Origin of the sequence: Halioglobus japonicus, assembly GCF_001983995.1 — a bacterium.
Classification (GTDB): Bacteria; Pseudomonadota; Gammaproteobacteria; order Pseudomonadales; family Halieaceae; genus Halioglobus; species Halioglobus japonicus.
Genome location: NZ_CP019450.1, coordinates 2,902,514 through 2,922,398 on the forward strand (window position 1 = coordinate 2,902,514; position 19,885 = coordinate 2,922,398).

Here is a 19,885-nt window from a genome sequence, read left to right on the forward strand (position 1 = left end):
TCTAACCGCTTTGAAGGGGTTGCGGGAGGTCTACATGTAGAAGATCACCAGCTCATAAATGACCGCCGGCCGCTCGTCCTGCCCCACCACGTGAATATGCTGTTCCATCACCATCTTGGTGCCCTTGGGAGTAGCACTGATCTCCTTAATGCGAGAGCGACTGCGGATGGAACTACCTACGGGCACCGCGCCAGTGAAACGCAACTTATCGGAGCCGTAATTGAGCATGTTGTTAAAGCCAACGACTTCATAGGTGGGCTCCGAGCGCATTTTCGGCATGAGCACCAGGGTTAGAAAACCGTGGGCGATGGTGCAGCCAAAGGGGCTGTCCGTCTTGGCCTTCTCAGGGTCGGTGTGAATCCAATAGTCATCACCGGTTAACTCAGCGAACTGGTTAACCATATCCTGGCTGACTTCAACCGGCTGGCTCCAGTTGCCAAACTCTTCAGATACCAGCTCCTGCAGGGCTTCTACGTCATCGTGCCTATACTGTTTCATGGCCTTTTACTCCTTGCGGCATGGAAAGTTATCAACGGCTGCCTATGGTACTCGCAGCTCGTCACACATCGGGCCTAAACCTCTATACCGCAAGCATTTTTTGAATTTCACCTGCTTGCGACAATGCGCGTTCTGGCGGCAGAATAGATCCATCTAAATGACGCAATCTGTCATTGCTCCCACACGGCCTTACAGTAGACTGTGTGGCCCAAGATTCTCCCCCGAATAAGGACTTAACATGCGCGAAGCAGTCATCGTAGAGGCAGTGCGAACCCCCATTGGCCGCGGCAAACCCGTGGTTGGCGATCTCAGTGGATTCCACGCGGTGGAACTACTGGGGCTGTCGCTGGCCGAAATCATGAAACGCAGCGGCCTCGAATACAGCGATGTCGACTACCTCGCCGGTGGCTGCGTCACCCAGGCCGGTGAACAATCCAGCAACATTACTCGCAACGCCTGGCTCAACCTCGGCAAGGACTACGCCGCCGGTGGCACCACCCTGGACAACCAGTGTGGCTCGGCCCAGACCGCCAACCACATGATCTCCTCGATGATTGGCTCCGGCACCATCGATATCGGTATCGCCTGTGGTGTTGAATCCATGAGCCGCGTCGGCCTGGGCATGAACGTCATGAACGGTCCGGGTTACTTTGTCCCCGAAAACTGGCCCTGGGATTCCACCCCGGATCAGTTCTCCAGCGCGCAGCGTATCGCCGACAACCGCGGCATTACCCGCGAAATGGCCGACCAACTCGGCTACAACTCCCAGCTGCGCGCCAAGCGCGCCTGGGACGAGGGTCGCTTTGACCGTGAGACCTTTGCCGTAGAGGCGCCAATTATGGGCGAAGACGGCCAGCTCACCGGTGCAACCAAAACCGTCATCAAAGACCAGGGCCTGCGCGATACAACGCTCGAAGGCCTGGGCCAACTGCGCCAGGTCATGGACGGCAACATTCACACCGCCGGCAACTCGTCCCAGATTTCCGACGGATCCGCGGCGGTACTGTGGATGACCGCAGAAGAGGCCAAGGCCCGCGGCCTCAAGCCCCGTGCGCGCATCATCTCCGACTGTGTTGTGGGGACAGACCCCTATTACCTGCTCGATGGCCCCGTGGACGCCACCGCGCGCCTCCTCAAGCGCAGCGGCATGACCATGGACGATATCGACCTGGTTGAAATCAACGAGGCCTTCGCCGCAGTCGTTCTGTCATGGGCGAGCGTATACAACGCTGACCTCGACAAAGTTAACGTCAATGGAGGCGCGATTGCTCTGGGGCACCCTGTTGGTTCAACCGGCGCCCGTCTCATCACCACGGCGCTGCATGAACTCGAGCGAGCGGACAAAACCACCGCTCTCATTTCTATGTGCTGCGGCTCCTCCGTGGGCACCGGCACCATCATCGAACGAATCTAAGGAGTATTCACATGGGAGACCTGACCGGAAAGGTAGCTGTCATCACCGGCGCAGGCCGCGGCCTGGGACGCGAAGAAGCGATCCAGCTGGCCCGCCAGGGCGCACGGGTTGTCATCAACGACATTGGCCTACCTGACGCCAAGGAAGCCGCTGAAGCTGCGGTGGAGGAAATCAAGGGATTCGGCGGCGAAGCCATTGCGGTATACGGCGACTGCGCCGACTCGGCCGATGCTGAGAACCTGATGAAAACCACCCTGGACACCTTCGGTGACCTCAACATCATGGTGAACAACGCTGGCTTCTGCCGCGACAAGACAATCTTCGGTATGTCCGACGATGAGTTCGACTCCGTCGTACGCGTTCATCTGCGCGGCCATTTCGTGAACATGCGCAACGCCACCGCCTACTGGCGCAACAAAGCCAAAGCCGGTGAGGAAGTGTATGGCCGCCTGGTCAGCACGTCTTCTGAGGCGGCATTCTACGGCTCTGCCGGCCAGCCCAACTACGCCGCCGCCAAGGCGGGTATCGTGGCAATGACCATGGGCGCAGCGCAGCTACTGGGCAAATACGGCATTACCGCCAACGTCATCATGCCACGCGCTCTGACCGACATGACCGCCGGCGGCCAAACCGCTGAAATGTTCGCGGCCCCCAAGGACGGTAGCTTCCATATGTTTGATCCCGCCAACGTCGCCCCGCTGGTGGGTTACCTGGCATCGCCCGAGGCAGGCAAGATCTCTGGCGAGGTGATGGTGGTATGGGGCAATGAAGTCCAGATCGCCCAGCGCCCCACCCTGCGCGAAACGTTCGTCAACCCCAAAGGCGCTGCCAAGTGGGATGTGGAAGGCCTGCACAACACACTGGCTGAGCACTACAACGACGACTACATGTCAGTTTGGGGTGGCTTCTCCGTTCCGCCGGTATAAGCGGATAATCTGCTGAAGAGAGAGCCTCGGGGTGAGACCTTACCCCGGGGCTTTTTTTGTGCCTAGTCGCCAGCGAGCGCGACTGCAAGGCGTGCCTTCATCGGCTTAACCCACTCCTCCTTCAGCTGCAGGGAGAGCAAACCGGCACTTTCCAACTCATCGCACAAGCGCATCTGGTGGGCCAGATCAAACATATCGAATTGCCGGCAAATACGCGCCTGATCATTCAAGGTAATAAATGACACGCCGGGCGTCTGGTAGTAGCCGCCCTCAGGGCGCTGGCCTGGGCCGCGGTTCCACCAGTGAGTCACCAAGCGATTGTCGCCGCCTACATAAACGCCCTCATAGGGAAACGTCCAGCCTTCCCAGCCAACCTGCATATCGCGGCCGTAGTGCGTAGCCTTGATCTCGTCTATACCGTTGGCGACAACTTCCATCACACCGGCATATTCACAGGTGTAGATGCAGTCTTCGGCATACAGTTCATCAACGAAAAACAACCAGTCCTGAGTACGCGAAGCCTCCTGGTGCGCTGCAACCAGCTTTGCCGCCGTTGCACGCATTACTTTCTCTGTCGGGTAAACCATATCAGGCCGCCAGGTCAGGTATCACTTTTGCAAATTCATCGATCATGGGCAGCGCCGCCTCGGGCTGGTCCCACAGTTCCATATTCACACCAATAGTAGCCCGCTGAATGCCCATGTCACGGTATTCCTTGAGCTTATCCATATTGCTGGTGTCCATGATCTGAATATTGATTTCGACCTCATCAGGGTTGCGGCCTGCCTCCCGGACCTGCTCCTTGAAAGCAGCAATACTGGCGGCAACATCACCCAATGCGACATCCACGGGATACCAGCCATCGGCCCAGGCTGCCGCGTGCTTCACGCCCACAGGCCCCATCGCGCCCAGGAAAATCTTCGGCCCGCCGACCTGCAGAGGCTTGGGATCACTCCATACGGGATCGAATTTCACAAAAGTGCCTTTGTAACCGGCTTGTTCCTCCGTCCACAGTGCCCGAGTGGCTTCGACGGTTTCGCGTAACAGCGTATAGCGCTTCTTGAACGGATGCGGGCTGGCGTTCTCGAATTCTTCCTGATTCCAGCCCACGCCCGTGCCAATCATTACCCGTCCACCCGAAAGACGATCGAGCGTGGCAATCGTCTTGGCCTGGGCGAAAATGTCCCGCTCCATAAGCAGCGCAATTCCAGTGCCCAATTTCAGGGTTGTCGTCGCGTTGGCTGCCGTCATCAAAGAGAGATAGGGATCCATCATCTGTCGATAAGGATCGGGCATTTCACCGCCGGGGGATACGGCGTGGCACGCGAACAGGGAATATGGCTGTGTTCGCCATACCAGAGCGACTCAAAGCCGCGATCTTCCAGGGCCCTGGCCAGTTCCGCCGGGTGCGGATCATTGGGGTATTCATTGAACTGAACGCGAGATGCATCCTTGTCACTCCTTACTCTTGTTATTTGTGAGCCCGATGAGGGAATTCGACCACTGCCGTGGCGGTAACGTGGTCGCCAATACGGTTAACGCCGCGGATGCTCAGTTCCACCCGGCCCGCCGCGCTATCCACGGCACTGACCTCACCCTGCAAACGCATGGTATCACCCGGGAAGTTAGGCGCACCCAGGCGTATTGCAATTTTTTGCACACGCGCATTTTGCCCGGCCCAATCGGTGATATACCGGCCCACAAGGCCATTGGTAGTCAGAATGTTCATGAAGATATCCGGTGAGCCCAACGCCTGTGCAGCGTCTTTGTCATGGTGGACGTTCTGGTAGTCTCGAGAGGCAATGGCACCGCCGACAATCAGCTTAGGAGTAATTTCAATGGCCAGTTCCGGCAGAGTGTGACCGACGGTCATTTCCGCGAGAGATTCACTGCTCATCACGGCTCTCCGGTGCCTGGTGTGGGCGGTACTTGAACACCCTAAAACGCATGGTCGCCACCACCTCATCGCGCTGATTGAAGTACGTACACAGTTGCGTCACGAAAAACCCGACGCCCAGGGCCGTGGTCTTTTCTTCGGAGATCGACTCAATCGTGGAGCGATGATAAACCTCATCACCCTCCTCCAGATAACGCTCGTATTCCTGTTCGCAATTCACCGCAACGATGGCGGGAAAGCCAGCCGCTTCCAACTCCGGCAACACAGCCATGGGGTTGGCATCGGTTGAGCCAGGGGCCGCCTTTCCCTGATAGCCTGCCATCGTCCAGGCCTGCAGCATGGCCGGGGGCGCGACCACACCTGCAAACCCCTGGGCGCGAGCGGCTTCGGCATCGGTATAAATTGAGTTACTGTCACCCATGACCTCACACCAGTGTCGAATCATCGGCGCGTTGACAGCGTCCCAGCTGTTATAAGGTCCACAGTCACCACCGAGAAAAGAGGTGGTATCCAACACGGCTTTCGTCATTCAGCGCTCCTGGGCTTACTCGGCTGCAATGCGGGCGGCATTATCTTTATTAGCCATGGCCGGCATTGCGAGAGGTCACAAGAAAGAAACTATAGCCACGAGACAGGTGAAATGGGAACCGTACAACGCGGTTTTCACCCGGTTGTACAAGCAGTCGTACCGCGAACAACACCCAGGTTGACCGCAGAGAACAATGTTTTTGACGCCATCGGTGCTGGCGCGGTGGCTACCCAGGTCTTATCTTTGTGTACATCTCTCCTGAGCGGCAGATTATGAGCGAAGACACTCTCGACCGAGCATCGTTAATGGGCAAACGCCTGGGCCCATATCACAGCTTTAATCCTGTTTCGCGAGTGCAGATCTGGCAATGGTGCAGCGCCATGGGTGACAGCAATCCGCTTTACCTTGACCGGGAATATCACGCCAGCCACCGCATTGAAAACGCTATTGCCCCACCTACCATGATGCAGATGTGGACCATGCGCGACGTCAATATGCGCTACGCACCCGGTTCCACACAGGCGGCGCCCTACCGGATATTTGACGACCTGACGAAGGCGGGCTACCCGGCCAATGTCGCCGTCAGCTATGACCTGGAGTTTTTACGCTACCTGCAAGAAGGCGACCGCGCTCACCACTACACCACCATTGTCGATATCTCGCCACTGAAGGAAACCGCTCTGGGCAAGGGCTATTTTGTCACCGAGCAGGTTGAATACCTCGACACTGACGACCAGCCCTTTGCCATCGCCAGAATCACCTATTTTCAGTATCAACCCCGGGCCGAACCGGCCAGTGGCACAGCGGCAGCTTCCAGCGAGCCAGACCAACCGGCAGCCTCCTCCCACACCTGGCAAACCGACTATCGTGATATCACTACCGCAGCGGTATCGGAAGGCCAGGCGTTGCCTGAATTGACTATTCCCATTACCCACAAGCTGATAGTCAGCGGCGCTGTTGCCAGCCAGGACTTTATCGATGTCCATCACAATCTCGGCGCTGCTCAAGACGCTGCTATGCCCGACATCTTCATGAATATTCTCACCACCTGTGGCCTATCCGGCCGTTACCTTAGCGACTGGGCCGGGCCCGGCGGCCGCTTGCAGACGCTGCGCTTCAAGCTAATGGCACCCAACACGCCAGGGGACACCATGGTGTTTCAAGGACGTGTCAGCAGTGTCGAGGCCGACCATGTCTGTGTCGATTTCGGGGGCCGCAACAGCCGTGGATATCACGTGACCGGCAGCGCCACCGTGCGTCTCGCCGACCAATAACAAGGAGTTAGTACATGAGTAACCGCTTCCAGACCAAAGTAGCCATCGTTACCGGCGGCAGCATGGGTATTGGCAGAGCGACCGCCCTGCAACTGGCCCGCGAGGGCGCACAGGTCATTGCCTGTGCGCGCCGCAGGCCGCGCCTCGATAGTCTCGCGGACGAAATCGCAGCCTTCGGCGGAAAATTCCGCGGCGTTGAACTGGACATCGGTGACATCGATGCTTTCCCCGCGCTTATCCAGAATACGGCGGATGAGTTCGGACGCCTGGATATTCTGGTGAACAATGCGCCAACGGTCATCGGTGGCATGATCGTCGACCAGGACATCGATGCCTGGCGCGCCAACTTCGGGGTCTGCGTGGAGAGTGTCTTCATCGGCGTACAGGCCGCCCTTAAGATCATGCAGCCCCAGGGCAGCGGCGCCATCATCAACATCTCCTCTGTCAGCAGCCTGCGCGCTGGTATCGCCGCCGGTGCGTACTCCGCCGCTAAAGCTGCGGTCAACCAGTTCAGCATGTGTGCCGCCATGGAAGCAGCACCCTATGGTGTGCGCGTGAATGTCGTTGCGCCCGGCGCGGTGGAAACACCGGGGCTTGACGCTTCCGTGCACAAGAACGATGCAATGAAGGCCCTTATGGCCTCGTCCATTCCCATCCAGCGCCTGGGCACACCAGAAGACCTGGCCCAGTCCATTTGCTTCCTGGCCTCCGACGAGGCGACATTTATCACCGGAGTAGTGCTACCGGTTGACGGCGGCAAGACGCCACAACTGCACGTGCCGGACTGGGAGCTAACACTGGATAATCGCACTGCCAAATAAATTCCCCATCCTGGTGCGCCTAGATGCGATGGAATATCGCACTGAAGGCGGTATTAGGCCTGCGACGTTGTGGTCACTGCGCAACCGTGCGAAGCCGCAGGCGCCGACGCAATAGATGTGAGTGCCTATGGCAATGTCGCGCACGCCATCGCATTTACCGAGGCGCCGCTGGTGCACGCCCAAGGGGGCTTTGTCGACTTTGCCAAACGGGTAAACGCGCCGTCAGTATCCCGGTCATTGGCGTAGGCCGCATAGAACCCGAAAACGCTGATCGTCATATCGCAGAAGGCGACTTTGACTTCCTGGCCATGGGCCGCAAATTACTGGCGGACCCTGACCTGCCCAACAAGCTTGTGGGCAACCACGCCGGGGCGATTCGCCCTTGTATTTATTGCTATAGCTGTGTCAGCCAGATCTTCATCAACCAGCCCATGATGTGCGCCGTGAACAGCTCAACCGGCCGGGAACACGAGGGCGACATACTCGCCAGCACCGCCAGGCCGCAGCGCGTACTTGTGATTGGCGGCGGCCCGGGAGGCATGGAAGCCGCTCGCATCCTTACCGAACGTGGCCATCAGGTCGCCCTCTGGGAAAAAGACAAGGATCTCGTCGGCACCGCCAGAATCGCAGCGCTGGCCTACGAACCCAACGGTCGGCTCATCCAGTATCTGCAACAGGAAATGCGTCGTTTGCCGATCGCGCTTGAGACGGGCAAGCAGGCGTCAGCAGTGACTATCGCGCAGTACCGGGCAGACCATGTCATTGTTGCAACCGGCGCGCTGCGTCGGGCGCCTGATATCACGGGCAAGGAACAGCGACACGTCTTCGATGTTGATGAACTGCGAGGCATCTTACTCGGCACCGACACCCGCGCCGCCGCTAAACTGTCGCCCCTGGCACGCATGGCTGTCAGCATCGCGCGGTTCTCGCAGGCCTTACGTTCGATCAAATTGCTGCGTTTCGCATCGCGCATCTGGATGCCCATCGCCGATGAAGTTGTCATTATTGGCGGCGGTCTGGTAGGTCTGGAGCTGGCCGAATTTCTGGTCGAACGGGGCCGCAAGATCACCGTCATTGAGCCCGGCACTGCCCTGGGCGCGGAACTGGCCATTGTGCGCCGAGCCCGGGTATTGCACGAGTTGCGCGAGCACGGGGTCAGAACCCTGAATCGCGCCGCCGTCAAAGAGATACGCAGCGACGCAGTGGTCTATGCACACAAAGGCGAATTGCAGGATGTCCCCGCAAAACAGGTGATTATCGCTATGGGCGCCGAGGGAGATGCGAGCATGACTGACCAGCTTGTCGATTTGCCCGCGACCATCCACCGTGTGGGTGATTGCCGCGACGTCGGTTACATCGATGGTGCTATTGCCGACGCCCGCCGGATCAGCCAGTTAATTTAGTCGCTGACCACCTCATTTTTGTAGACCACGCCATCCTTCATGACGAACGCCACCCGCTCAAGGGTGGTGATGTCGTCCCGAGGGTCTTCCTGTACAGCGACAATATCGGCGAGGTAGCCTGCGGCTAGCTTACCGAGCTCATCATCGGTCCGGGTGAGTTTGGCACCATGCCAGGTAGCGCTGCGAACCGCCTCCAGGGGTTTCATTCCCCCTTGCACCATCAGGGCAAACTCTTTGCCGTTATCGCCATGTGCCGACACACCCGTGTCTGTGCCGAACGCAATGGGCACACCGTACTCGTACGCCCGGTTAAAGGTGTCCATCATCAGCGGGCCAATTGTGGCGGCTTTAGTGCGCACCATCTCCGGAAAAAAACCCTTGGTCTGGGCCTTGTCTTCGACCCACTTACCCGCCAGCAACGTGGGCACCATGTAAGTGCCCTGCTTTTTCATAAGCTTCATGATTTTTTCGTCCATGTAGGTGCCGTGTTCAATCGAATCGACACCGGCGACCACCGCACGGTACATACCCTCGGTACCATGCGCGTGGGCCGCCACGGGCATGCCGTAGTCGCGCGCTGTTGCAATAACGCCTTCGAGTTCATCGGCCATAAACTGTGGATTCTGACCGGACTTGGCGGCGGACAGCACGCCACCGGTGGCTGTGATCTTAATCATATCGGCGCCATTCTTATAACGCTGTCGAACCGCATGACGTGCTTCATAGGGGCCATTAATCACACCGCCCACCGGGCCGAGGTCAAACATCAGCTCGCGCTTGCGACCATTGGTGCCATCGGCATGGCCGCCTGTGGTGGCGATGGAACGGCCGGATGCTATGACCCGAGGGCCTGGCACCAGACCTTTATTAATGGCGTTGCGCACAGCAATGGATGAGCCGTGGCTCTGGTCGGCAAGTTCCCGCACCTGGGTAAAGCCTGCCATCAGGGTTTTCTCGGCGTTAATCGTCGCGCGTATTCCATAATCGACGGCGTTGAGTTTGAAGTCTTCAAGGTACACATGCGCGGAAAATTGATGCGCCAGATGCACATGCATGTCCATCAGGCCGGGCATACAGGTTGCGCTCTTGAGATCGACGATATCGTCGTCCAGTGCCGGCGCCTGATATCCACTCTCAACCGCCAAAATGCGATTGCCTTCGAGCCGGATCGTCTGGCGCTCGAGCATTTTGAGTGGCTCTACCTGGACCAACTGCCCGCAATAAACCACGGTCTCGGCCTGCACCGCGCCGGCACCAGTGAGTGCCATCGCTGCTACAACGCCCAACATCCGTTTCATGATTTCGCTCCTTATACTGCAAATTATTAGTATTGACTTACTGCGTCACCGGCGCCATTACACCCAGTTGCAGTTGCAGGGACCCATTCTGCCCTTGATCCGGTACCAGACGCCAGCCTCCCGACGGTATGATACCGGCCTTCTCCAGGCTGGCCAGCGCAGCTGCCAACTGCGCCTCGACCCCTGCCTCCGGGAACACCGCAAATGACACAAAATCAAAGGCTTTAGTCGACACGACCCGATAGCGCCCTCTCGCCTGGGCATTGCCCCGCAATGGAATGCCTATGCCTCTGATATTCTGCAGGTTGAGAAACTGGGGCGCACCGTCCGCGGTGCCACTGGCTTTGACCAGGCTGACACTCTGGCGCACCGCGAGCGTGCGCATCTGCGGCAGCAATTGTTCCAGTGGTTCGTCATTGGCCGCAAAGAAATAACGGGTAGCTGCAGCGCGCTGCACTTCCAGCACCGTAACGGTGTCGACGTCCGCAGATTCAAGCTCGATTTCAGGCTGGGTAGGCGCTGGCTGCTGCGGCATTGATTCGATCAGAGCCAACTGCTTACCCTCACTACCGACACAGGGCCCGCGCACGCGTCGCAACTCATCCTCATTGGGTGGCACCGCATCCATAAACTTCAACCACTGCGCCGCTTGCTGATGAGCGCCGCCGACCAGTGTAGCGTTGATCAGCACCTGCCGGGCCGGCGCATCTCGGCCCTGCTTGAGCAGACTGACACCCAGCAGCAGGTTGGCCCGACTGACAAAGCGATCTTCAAGGCGCCGCTGACAGGCTGACAGCACCGTTTGCTCCACGTCCGGCCAGGCCTCATCTTCCAATTGCAGCTGCGCAAGATAGAGGTATAGTTCGGTGTCGCCCGTCTCCCGCGCGGCCGCTACCAGGGCCTGCTGTGCCCGATCGCGCTCTCGCGCCTGGAACCATAATTCAAAGACCTTGCGCAAATGCGCGCCGCTGCGGGGTAATGCACCGGCGGCCATAAGCTGCTCCAGCAGGGACGCAGCGCCATAGGGATTGCCGTTAACCGCCAACAGGTCAACCAGAAGCACATACTGGGATGGATCGAAGTCCACCCCTTGCTCCATCGCCAGCATCAGCTGGTCCAGGGCAGCCTGGCGCTTGTTCTGCTGTAGATAGACAGAGACCAGCTGATGCCAGTAATCCGCCTCCTGCGGCGCAGCCACAAGTAGCTCCCTGAGCAGGGTTTCACATTGCGGATAGGCGCCAGCGCGGTAGTACAATGCCAATGCCTGGGGTTTCTGCTCTTCATCCAGCGTGAGTCCTGCGGCTTGCACACCATCCAGTGCAACCACCACAGCCACATAGTCACCCAACCGGTAGCGCGCTTGCGCCAGCAGCAGAAAATCCCCGGTAGCTGGCACGAGTTCCATGGCCAACACCTCATCTAGCAGGCTGGCAGCTGCCGCGAATTCCTCCGCCTGGAGATAGACCTGAGCGAGCTCACGGCGCATTTCCCGATTGGCCACCGCAGACAGGCCATCGCTGCGCAGCGCCTCGCGATACCATGCTATTGCCGCAGGGTAGTCGCCTTCGTTCACGTAGTGACGGGCCAGGTGTCGCGTTGCGCTGGAACGCGCATAGGGATCGCGAATGCTGTCTATGCTCTGCTCCAGCTCCTGCAGCGACATCTCGCTGCCCTTGCCAATGTCACCCAGCGGGTCGAGCAATACCCGGCTGCGATACTGACCGGTGTCCTGGGCCAATGCCACGGCCACGAACTGGCTCAGCAGCAGGGCGAGCAAAAGCGGTTTAATCAACATTGGGGAGATTCTGCGGATAGTCTTCCCAGTGCACCTCTACCCGCTGGGTGAGCACCAGATTACTGCGCTGTTTACCTTTGAATGAAAGGGTGTACCGCCAGTCTTCCACAGCGGCAATCACTTTCTCCTCGAAGACGCCGCGGGGTCTTGCATCGAGGATGCGCACATTGCGGGTTGCGCCCTCGGGTGTGACGGTAAATGCCACCAGCACCCAGCCACTGATCTTATTTTCCCAGGCAACCTCAGGCACGTTGGGTTTGCGCGTGTTGTACGGCACCACCTCCACAAAGCCCCGGGCATCCTGGCCACCGCTGCCAAAACTGGCCGCCCCCTGAGCCGCGGGGCGGCCCAGGTATCGCCGACTGCATTGATAGCAAGATCGCCCATAGCCAGATCCAGCACCGGCATCTGCAATTCCTGGGTCACTTCTGCCACCGCAGGCGTCGCTACCTGTAGCGGCTCCAGTTCAGGCTCCACGGGCGCGTCTTCAGGGCTGTCTTCGGGCTCGGTATCATCCTCGGGCTCAGGCAGGTCACGCAGTATGGTCACTTCCTCGTACACCGCGAGTTCTATGTCCTCGCGCTGGCTGCCCTCGATCAGGCTCTGGATAAAGACAAACACCGCCAGCGTAATCGCCAGCGCTCCCAAGGCCGCAGGGAATACTCTCTCGGAAGCGATCACGCTCACTGGCTGCCCTTGTCGGCGGCAATGGCTATACCCTGCACACCGGCCAGGCGCACCTGGTCCATGACTTCGACCAGCATCCGCGTCGAAGAGGCCTCATCCGCCTGGATAATCACCGACCCTTCTGGATTATCCGCGTGCAAGCGCGCCACAATGGCGCGAACACTGCGAGGATCTACCGGTCGCCTGTCGACCCAGACTTCACCACTGGCCGTAATGGCGATGAAAATATTCGCGCTCTCCTGGGCGGACGCGGTTTCTGCCTGCGGCGAATTGACCGCCACACCCGACTCCTTGACGAATGACGTGGTGACAATAAAAAAGATCAACATGATAAACACGATGTCCAGCATCGGTGTCATGTCGAGTTCGGCTTCATCCTCGCTGGGGATATGACGACGGGCACTCATGCCGCCACCTCCAGTACCAGGCGCCCCTGGAGTTTACTGGCCGCTCGATCGGCGAGCTGCCTGAGGCGCACGGTAAAATAAATCCCTGTCAGTGCAACGACCAGACCCGCCATGGTCGGGATCGTCGCCCGATAAATGCCGCTGGCCATGGCCTGCGCATCATCGTTACCGCTGACTGCAATCACTTCAAACACGCCGACCATACCCACTACCGTGCCCAGTAAGCCCAGCAGGGGGCACAGGACCACCAGCACTTTGATCAACGGTATACCCGCATGCAGCGCCATACTGTTCTCTGATACCAGCGCCTCACGGATGCGCCGGGCGCGCCACGAATCCCGATCGATGCGAGCCTGCCAGGCACTGACCACCTTCTCCGCACGGCGCGGCCAGACAAAGCGCAGAAAAATGGCCCGCTCAAGAATGAGAAACCACAACAGCAGGCAGGTCGCAAATAACAGCCACAGCACTTCGCCCCCCTGGGCCATAAAATCGGTGATCTGGTAGACCTGATTCATCTTAGCCGTCCTGCTGCTCTGCGTGTCGGGCAAGCACGCCCGCGCATTGCTCGTCCAGACGCTGAATCATGCCGCGTGACAAATAGGCCACTACGCTGTGCCCGAACAGGAGGGGGATGGCCACCACCAGACCAAACACCGTGGTCATCAGGGCCTGGGAAATACCGCCTGCCATGAGCTTGGGATCGCCGGTTCCAAAAAGACTGATCGCCTGAAACGTCAAAATCATTCCTGTTACGGTGCCCAGCAGACCCAGCAGCGGTGAGATCGCGGCAAACAGCTTGATAAGGCCGTTGCCGCGTTCAATAGCTGGCATTTCTGCCAGCACAGCCTCGTCCAGTTTCAATTGCAGTAACTCTTCTTCCTGATCTGCAACTTCACTTACCGACATCAACACCCGTCCCAGCGGGTTGTCAGCGACGGGAGTATCGATGTTGTCCAACTGCTTGCGAATCTTTCGAGTGAGCAGGGTCAACGCCGCCAATCGCCAGAGTGTCAGCAGCGCACCGAAAACACCCAGGCCAATAATAATCAGGCCAATGGTGCCGCCCTGTTCTATCCGATCGCGCAGATCAGGCGTGTAGGTCATCACCCCAAGCAGGCTGCCTCGGGTAGGATCGATCGCCATCATTTGCGGAGTCGTTTGCTTACCAAAGTCTGCCGCAGCGGTCCGATAGCGTGCGGGAGGCTGCTGGCTCAGCGCAAGAAGCTCACCTGTCTCAGGGACATAGCGCAGAAACAGGCCGCCTGCCCAGGCGGTAAACACACCCACTCTTAACACCTCGGCTGGAACCGTCGCGCCTGACGTTTCGACAATCTCTGCGGGGAAACGGGTGACCTTGCCCGCCTTGGTCATCTCCTCCTGCACCAGCAACCACAGCGACTGGATCTCTTCGATAGTGACCTGCGTTGTTGCATCGGCCAATTCACGCAGTTGAGCACTGCGCGCCGGCAACTGCGCAGTCAGCATCGACTCTTGCAGCACGGCAGAGAAATCCCCTGCGAACTCGCGAAAGCCACTGGAAATATCGCCCATATCTTCCACGACCGATGCCAGTTCTTGCTCGAGTCGCTCTATCTCACGAGCGTTGGCCTCAGTGACCTGCAACAACGGCTGGTTCTCCTGTTGCTGGCGCTCAAAATCACGCCGGGCCTCGATGAGCAATTGCTGTTGACGTTGCTTGTCCGCCAAAAACTCGCGTTCGCGTTGCTGGTTCAGCTGACGCTGTTCCTGCTGCTGCTCCTCGACGCTGCGCAACAGCGCATCCAGATTGTCTATCTGGGCATACGCAGGCGCCACCAGAATGAGCAGTGCAATCAATAGCGTGATTCTCATAGCGCACCTCCGCTTGGCAGTAGCGGCAGTTCGAGTAATTCAGGCGCTGCCTGATTGCGCGCCACGCGCATGGCACGGGCGATGCTCCGATTGGCGGTACTGTCCAGATCTACCCAGGATTGGCTGTCGTGATCCCAGTAAGCACTGTGGGCCCGATCCAGGCTCTGGTAATACAGTGCGGCCCGGCCAATGCGCAGGTACTCGACGGAGCGACGCTCGCCATCGCGCTGCAAGGCGCCGCGCCAGGCTTCCACCGTGTTGCCGTAGCCCTGCTCTATCTGATAGGCCTCGAGCAACAGGCGAAAGCGCACCGCCACGGACAGCTGGGGATTATCGAGACGCTCTTTAAGCTGCAAGACCCCGGTAACGCGCTGCTCCTGATGAAACGGCAGATCGAGAACCACGAATTTCTCCAGGGCATCCGCCATACTGCGCATCAGCGGCAAGATGCGCTGACGGGTAATCCGCGCCTGGGCAATCTGCTGGTTCAGGGATTCAATGCGGGCCTGCTGGGCAGCGTCGAGCTGCTCCAGTTCACGCGTATAGGCATCCTGATATTCGGAACTTTCACGCAGGCTGCGATACTCTTCGAGCAGCATCCGGGTCTGGCGCGACAATTCATCAATCTTGCGCTGTGAGGCTTCTGCCCCGCGGTTGGTTTCAGCCACCACCTCCAGGGGAGTGTCTATATCCTGCCCCTGCACAAGCGGGGCTACACTGGCCAGGGCGGCGATCAGCACCGTCGGGATAAGCGTCTTTTTCACCATGAGTTCCTTATCGAGAATAGCGCGAGCATACCAGTTCAACCGAGACCTCAGTAGGCCAACTCAAGTTCTGAACGCAAGGTCTTGAGGTCGGGCAATCCAAGGCCCTGGCGGAAGCTGTCGACCAGTTCGAGCACCAGTGTGTACATCCAGTCATGTACTGGCGATCCCAACACCCGACGATGCCTGACGGCGACATAGCGAATGCTCAACTCCTCCAATCCGGCCACGGGCAGCGCCACGACGTAGCGATCGAGATCAAACTGCGTAGTAAACATCGGTGGCGCTGGAAAAACGCAGTCTGTGGTACGCAGGATTTGCAAGGCCGTCTGTAAATCGTCGGTATGGTATTGAGGCGGGTATTGGCGTTCGTACTCAAGCAGCTCACTGCTGGCACCTTCATAGAAGCGTGCATTGGCAATATCCGTCGACAGCAGGCTGACCATCGGGTATTGGGCAAGCTCCTCTACACCCGTGGCCCTGCCCGCCAGTGGATGTGCCTTGCGTGCGAGGATCACCGGTTCAGCGATACCGAGGGTCGTCAAATCCAGTTCTGACGGGTAGGACAGACGCTCGATCTGAAAGACGAGGTCCAGGGTGCCGTCCGCCAGCTTATCCTCAAATGCCTGGTCGCCGGAGACGGTATTAAGACGCAGGCGCGGCGCACGCTCCTGTAACAGCTGCACCAACGGGGGCACAAACCACGCGCCCATGTGCCCCTGAACCAGCAGGTTGATCTCGCCTTCGTAGGTACCAGGGTCGAACTCCTGCGGCTGAACCATGGATTGCACCGCCTGCAGCACCTCAGGCAGGCGCTCTGCCAGCTGTTCGGCACGGGGCGTAGGCACCATGACAGCACCGCTGCGAACAAAGAGTGGATCGTCAAACAGGTCGCGCAAACGCCCCAGAGTTTTGCTCATCGCCGACTGGGTAATGAACAGACGCTCAGCCGCCCGGGAGACACTGCGTTCCTCGAGCAAGGCTTCCAGCGCCACAAGAAGATTGAGGTCGAGCCGACCCAACTCGCTAAGTTTCATTTACCGTCCCGCATAATGAACAAAATTCATGCATTCAATGAATATATGCCATTTGAGGAATAGTGCAACTGGCCCTACATTAAGTCTCGAGGCCGGCAGAACAAGCCGGCGCAACCTACGAGGGAAAGACCATGACCTATATCGTCTCTATGGGCGTCGCCATTCTGGCCGCAGGCGTGCTGCAGGAAGCACTGGGTAACAGCCACGTGGAAGCGGATCTGGGATCGGACCGCTACGGTCGCTGAACTAGCGCCCCGAAACCCGGGTATGCATTAGCGCTGCCCAACGATTAAACAGGTCGGCCAGATCCGGGCCGGCCGCCCTGCCCCACTGTAGCGACGCGATCGTGCGCCGATCGCGAATCACCGCCAGTAACTGGCCGCTGTCAGCATCGTGCACACGAAATTCCGCACTAATATCCACAACATCCGACGTACCGTAAATCGGTGCCCCGCTGGCGGCTGTTTCACTGGCCACACCCCTGCCCGGAGCTACCTGTAGCAGCGCTGCTGACAACGTCAGCCGAGCCTTGTCGCCCTCACGGGGGTAGTCATCGAAAGCCCGGGTAGCGGCACCCTGCCAGGAGGCAATAAGCGCCTGCTCGCGCTCGGGTGTCAATTGCCACTGGTTGCGGGTGGTGCCCGTCACTGTGGTTTGGGTCACTTCGAGTCGACTGAGATCGAGCGGGTCAAATGCGACCTCCCGATAGCCAGGCAAACCGGCATCGGGCAGCACATACGCCTCGTTAAAACCGCTGTTGCTGACCGCCACAAGCCCTTCACTGGCGAATTCGGGAGCGACCTCCTGCCCCACCTCTGGCGTCGCACACCCTGCAAGCCAGAGCGCGCAAAGCACTATTGCGAGGCGACGTATCATCAGGCGTGCTCCGCGTCAGGTTTGGGTTTGACCAGGAAGCAGGCCAGTGCGGGCATCAAAATCAGCGCACCAAACATATTCCAGATGAACATGAAGGTCAGCAGAATGCCCATATCGGCCTGGAACTTGATCGGTGACATCACCCAGGTGATGACACCGGCAGCCAGGGTTACACCAATCAGAGCCACTACCCGCCCGGTAAAGTTGAGGGTTTCGTAGTAGGCGGTGGTGAGGTCCATCCCCTGTTTTTCTTTCGCCAATATCACCGTTAACACGTATAAGGCATAGTCGACACCAATGCCCACCCCGAGGGCAATCACAGGCAACGTAGCTACTTTCACACCCATACCCAACCACACCATCAGTGCTTCACAGAGGATGGAGGTGAGCATTAGCGGCAATACCGCGCACACGACGCCGGGCACGGAGCGGAACGTCAACATACACAACAGGGTAACGGCGCCGTATACATAAAACAGCATCTCGCGGTTGGCCTTTTTCACCACGATATTCGTCGCCGCTTCAAAGCCGGAGCTGCCTGCAGCGCCCATGAACTCAATCTTCTCGATATCGCCCCAGTCGGCATTGAACTGTTCAAGAGCATCCACCACCCGGGTCAAGGTCGCCGCCTTGTGGTCAGCCAGGTACACCAGCATAGGCCAGATGGAACAGGCCGGATCCACATATTCCAGCGTTACCAGTTCGCTCACCGCATAGTTCACGGTATCCTGGTTGCGGAACAGCGCCTGCCACTTGGGGAAGCCCTCGTTAATGCCCATCATGATTTCACGAGTACGCACGTTCAGCCCGCGCACATCTTCAACGCCCTCAACCTGACGCAGACGCCACTCAAGCTCATTGGCGAGGCTCAGGCCCTCGTGATCAATACAGCCGTCCAGCGGCGTCTTGACGATAACCGCGAACACATCGGTACTCACCGAATAGTTCTCAATCATGAAGGCCACATCCTGGTTATACCGGGAATCTGGCCGCAGCTCCGGCGCACCCTTGTCCAGGTCGCCGATCTGTAAATCCTGGGCCACGTAAATGCCGATGCCCGCCAGCACCACACTCAGGGCTATGGCAGCCGTAGCGGGTCCGCGCTTGGTAAACAGCAGCAGGAATCGCCAAACCGCGTGCATCTCTTCCATGGACTTGGGCGGACGTGCGGCACGTTCGGCGCAGGTCTTACCCACACCGGTGTAGGACAGGACAATCGGGATCAAAATCAGGTTGGTAAAAATGAGCACCAGCACGCCGATACTGGCGGTTACCGCCAGGTCCTGAATCACCTGAATCTGGATAATCATCATGACCGCGAATCCGACGCCGTCAGACAACAGTGCCGTTACACCGGCCAGAAACAGGCGGCGGAAGGTATAGCGCGCAGCAATATAGCGGTGAGTGCCGCGGCCGATATCCTGCAGCACGCCGTTCAGTTTCTGGGCACCGTGGGACACACCGATGGCGAAGATGAGGAACGGCACCAGAATGGAGAACGGATCCAGTTCGTAGCCAAGCATGGCCAGAATGCCCAGCTGCCAGAGCACCGCCACGAGGGTACAGGCGATCACCATAATCGTGGAACGCAGACAGCGGGTATACCAGTACAGCAGTACTGTGGCGATGACGACGGCAATCGCAAAAAATATCATCACCGAGAACAGACCGTCGATAAGGTCGCCAATCAGCTTGGCAAAGCCAATGATATGAATGGAGCGGTTGTCGTCGCCCTCGGTATACTTGGCGCGAATCTCCTCGAGTTTGTCACTCAGTTCAGCGTAGTCCAGACGCTCACCCGTCTCCGGATTGTTGTCCAGCAGCGGAATAATAATGGCCGCGGATTTTTCATCATTCGCTACGAGGTCGCCACTGATACCGGCGCGCAGAATATTGCGTTTCACCTCGGCAATGGACTCGTCCGAGCCATCGAAGTCTCCGGGAATCACCGGCCCGCCCTCAAAGCCCAACTCGGTGACCACCCGCCAGCGGGTATTCGGCGTAAATAGCGATTTCATGCCGTTGCGGTCAACGCCGGGAATGAAGAAAACCGCATCGTTCACCTCTTCCAGGAACTTGAGGTTTTCCCGGGTGAAGATAGTGCCCTCTTCAACGGCGACAACTACCCGCAGGTTGTTACCCAGGCCCTTGAGGTCATTCTTGTTGGCCTGATAATTGATCACGAATTCATGGGCCTTGGGCAGGGTTTTCTCAAACCCGGCTTTCAGCTCGATCTGAACAGCAAAGAAACCCAGGACAAGGGTGACCAGGGCGCACAGCACCATGACCGCCGCCCGGTTGTTGAACACCAACTTCTCGAGGAAGGTGCCCGAATTGAAATCAAATTCGCTGAGATCCGAAATAATCGGCAGGTCTGAATTTTCAGCGTGCGCCATGTTGTGCTC

The 19,885-nt window shown here is 58.5% G+C and carries 21 protein-coding genes; 6 read left to right on the forward strand and 15 right to left on the reverse strand.

Going from position 1 to position 19,885, the window contains the following annotated elements; translation table 11 throughout:
• Positions 1–30: 30 nt before the first annotated feature.
• A complete protein-coding gene (locus tag BST95_RS13670; protein WP_084200158.1) occupies positions 31–498 on the reverse strand; it encodes a MaoC family dehydratase in 468 nt (155 codons plus the stop codon).
• Between the two features lie 238 nt (positions 499–736).
• Between BST95_RS13670 and BST95_RS13675 the strand changes: the two genes are divergently transcribed.
• Positions 737–1,912: a steroid 3-ketoacyl-CoA thiolase gene (locus tag BST95_RS13675; RefSeq protein WP_084200159.1), complete on the forward strand. Its 1,176-nt coding sequence runs from the start codon at positions 737–739 to the stop codon at positions 1,910–1,912.
• 11 nt (positions 1,913–1,923) lie between these two features.
• The gene (locus BST95_RS13680) at positions 1,924–2,838 is read left to right on the forward strand and encodes an SDR family NAD(P)-dependent oxidoreductase (protein ID WP_084200160.1); all 915 of its coding nucleotides are present in this window, start codon (positions 1,924–1,926) and stop codon (positions 2,836–2,838) included.
• Positions 2,839–2,900: 62 nt separating this feature from the next.
• On the opposite strand, the gene BST95_RS13685 is transcribed toward BST95_RS13680, so the two are convergent.
• The 4 genes from BST95_RS13685 to BST95_RS13700 form a co-directional block, all read right to left on the reverse strand.
• Positions 2,901–3,425 carry a nuclear transport factor 2 family protein gene (locus BST95_RS13685; protein WP_084200161.1) on the reverse strand — a complete coding sequence of 175 codons (525 nt, stop codon included), beginning with the start codon at positions 3,423–3,425 and terminating at the stop codon, positions 2,901–2,903.
• A gap of 1 nt (position 3,426) precedes the next feature.
• Positions 3,427–4,134 carry a TIGR03619 family F420-dependent LLM class oxidoreductase gene (locus tag BST95_RS13690; RefSeq protein WP_084200162.1) on the reverse strand — a complete coding sequence of 236 codons (708 nt, stop codon included), beginning with the start codon at positions 4,132–4,134 and terminating at the stop codon, positions 3,427–3,429.
• Positions 4,135–4,309: 175 nt separating this feature from the next.
• Positions 4,310–4,735: a MaoC family dehydratase gene (locus tag BST95_RS13695; protein WP_229801572.1), complete on the reverse strand. Its 426-nt coding sequence runs from the start codon at positions 4,733–4,735 to the stop codon at positions 4,310–4,312.
• Positions 4,725–5,264 (reverse strand): FAS1-like dehydratase domain-containing protein, encoded by a 540-nt coding sequence (locus tag BST95_RS13700; protein WP_084200163.1) that lies wholly within the window; start codon positions 5,262–5,264, stop codon positions 4,725–4,727. Before BST95_RS13700 ends, BST95_RS13695 begins: the two co-directional genes overlap by 11 nt.
• 272 nt (positions 5,265–5,536) lie before the next feature.
• Here BST95_RS13700 and BST95_RS13705 point away from each other — a divergent pair, with 272 nt between their 5' ends.
• The 4 genes from BST95_RS13705 to BST95_RS13715 all read left to right on the forward strand — a co-directional run bounded on the left by BST95_RS13705 (position 5,537) and on the right by BST95_RS13715 (position 8,762).
• Positions 5,537–6,538 carry an FAS1-like dehydratase domain-containing protein gene (locus BST95_RS13705; protein WP_084200164.1) on the forward strand — a complete coding sequence of 334 codons (1,002 nt, stop codon included), beginning with the start codon at positions 5,537–5,539 and terminating at the stop codon, positions 6,536–6,538.
• 14 nt (positions 6,539–6,552) lie between these two features.
• Positions 6,553–7,359, forward strand: a complete 807-nt coding sequence (locus BST95_RS13710; RefSeq protein WP_084200165.1) for an SDR family NAD(P)-dependent oxidoreductase — start codon at positions 6,553–6,555, stop codon at positions 7,357–7,359.
• 69 nt (positions 7,360–7,428) lie between these two features.
• Entirely contained in the window at positions 7,429–7,605 is a 177-nt protein-coding gene (locus BST95_RS19960; RefSeq protein ID WP_169843947.1) for a hypothetical protein, read from the forward strand.
• Positions 7,606–7,667: 62 nt separating this feature from the next.
• Positions 7,668–8,762 (forward strand): FAD-dependent oxidoreductase, encoded by a 1,095-nt coding sequence (locus BST95_RS13715; protein WP_169843948.1) that lies wholly within the window; start codon positions 7,668–7,670, stop codon positions 8,760–8,762.
• Here the strand turns inward: BST95_RS13715 and BST95_RS13720 are convergent.
• From BST95_RS13720 to BST95_RS13765, 10 genes are all read right to left on the reverse strand, one after another.
• Positions 8,759–10,060, reverse strand: a complete 1,302-nt coding sequence (locus tag BST95_RS13720) for a metal-dependent hydrolase family protein (RefSeq protein ID WP_084200167.1) — start codon at positions 10,058–10,060, stop codon at positions 8,759–8,761. The genes BST95_RS13715 and BST95_RS13720 overlap by 4 nt on opposite strands.
• Before the next feature lie 37 nt (positions 10,061–10,097).
• Entirely contained in the window at positions 10,098–11,855 is a 1,758-nt protein-coding gene (locus BST95_RS13725; protein ID WP_084200168.1) for a tetratricopeptide repeat protein, read from the reverse strand.
• Positions 11,845–12,141, reverse strand: a complete 297-nt coding sequence (locus BST95_RS13730) for an energy transducer TonB (RefSeq protein ID WP_169843949.1) — start codon at positions 12,139–12,141, stop codon at positions 11,845–11,847. The genes BST95_RS13725 and BST95_RS13730 overlap by 11 nt, the downstream gene beginning before the upstream one ends.
• Before the next feature lie 397 nt (positions 12,142–12,538).
• On the reverse strand, positions 12,539–12,949 hold the full coding sequence (locus BST95_RS13735; protein ID WP_084200170.1) for an ExbD/TolR family protein: 411 nt from the start codon (positions 12,947–12,949) through the stop codon (positions 12,539–12,541).
• Positions 12,946–13,467, reverse strand: a complete 522-nt coding sequence (locus tag BST95_RS13740) for a MotA/TolQ/ExbB proton channel family protein (protein WP_084200171.1) — start codon at positions 13,465–13,467, stop codon at positions 12,946–12,948. The genes BST95_RS13735 and BST95_RS13740 overlap by 4 nt, the downstream gene beginning before the upstream one ends.
• A gap of 1 nt (position 13,468) precedes the next feature.
• Entirely contained in the window at positions 13,469–14,803 is a 1,335-nt protein-coding gene (locus BST95_RS13745) for a MotA/TolQ/ExbB proton channel family protein (protein WP_084200172.1), read from the reverse strand.
• On the reverse strand, positions 14,800–15,609 hold the full coding sequence (locus tag BST95_RS13750) for a DUF3450 domain-containing protein (RefSeq protein WP_084200173.1): 810 nt from the start codon (positions 15,607–15,609) through the stop codon (positions 14,800–14,802). Before BST95_RS13750 ends, BST95_RS13745 begins: the two co-directional genes overlap by 4 nt.
• Positions 15,610–15,617: 8 nt before the next feature.
• On the reverse strand, positions 15,618–16,604 hold the full coding sequence (locus BST95_RS13755) for a LysR family transcriptional regulator (RefSeq protein ID WP_084200174.1): 987 nt from the start codon (positions 16,602–16,604) through the stop codon (positions 15,618–15,620).
• 246 nt (positions 16,605–16,850) lie between these two features.
• Positions 16,851–17,480: a DUF3313 domain-containing protein gene (locus BST95_RS13760; protein WP_084200175.1), complete on the reverse strand. Its 630-nt coding sequence runs from the start codon at positions 17,478–17,480 to the stop codon at positions 16,851–16,853.
• Positions 17,480–19,876: an efflux RND transporter permease subunit gene (locus tag BST95_RS13765; RefSeq protein WP_084200176.1), complete on the reverse strand. Its 2,397-nt coding sequence runs from the start codon at positions 19,874–19,876 to the stop codon at positions 17,480–17,482. Before BST95_RS13765 ends, BST95_RS13760 begins: the two co-directional genes overlap by 1 nt.
• Positions 19,877–19,885 lie beyond the last annotated feature (9 nt).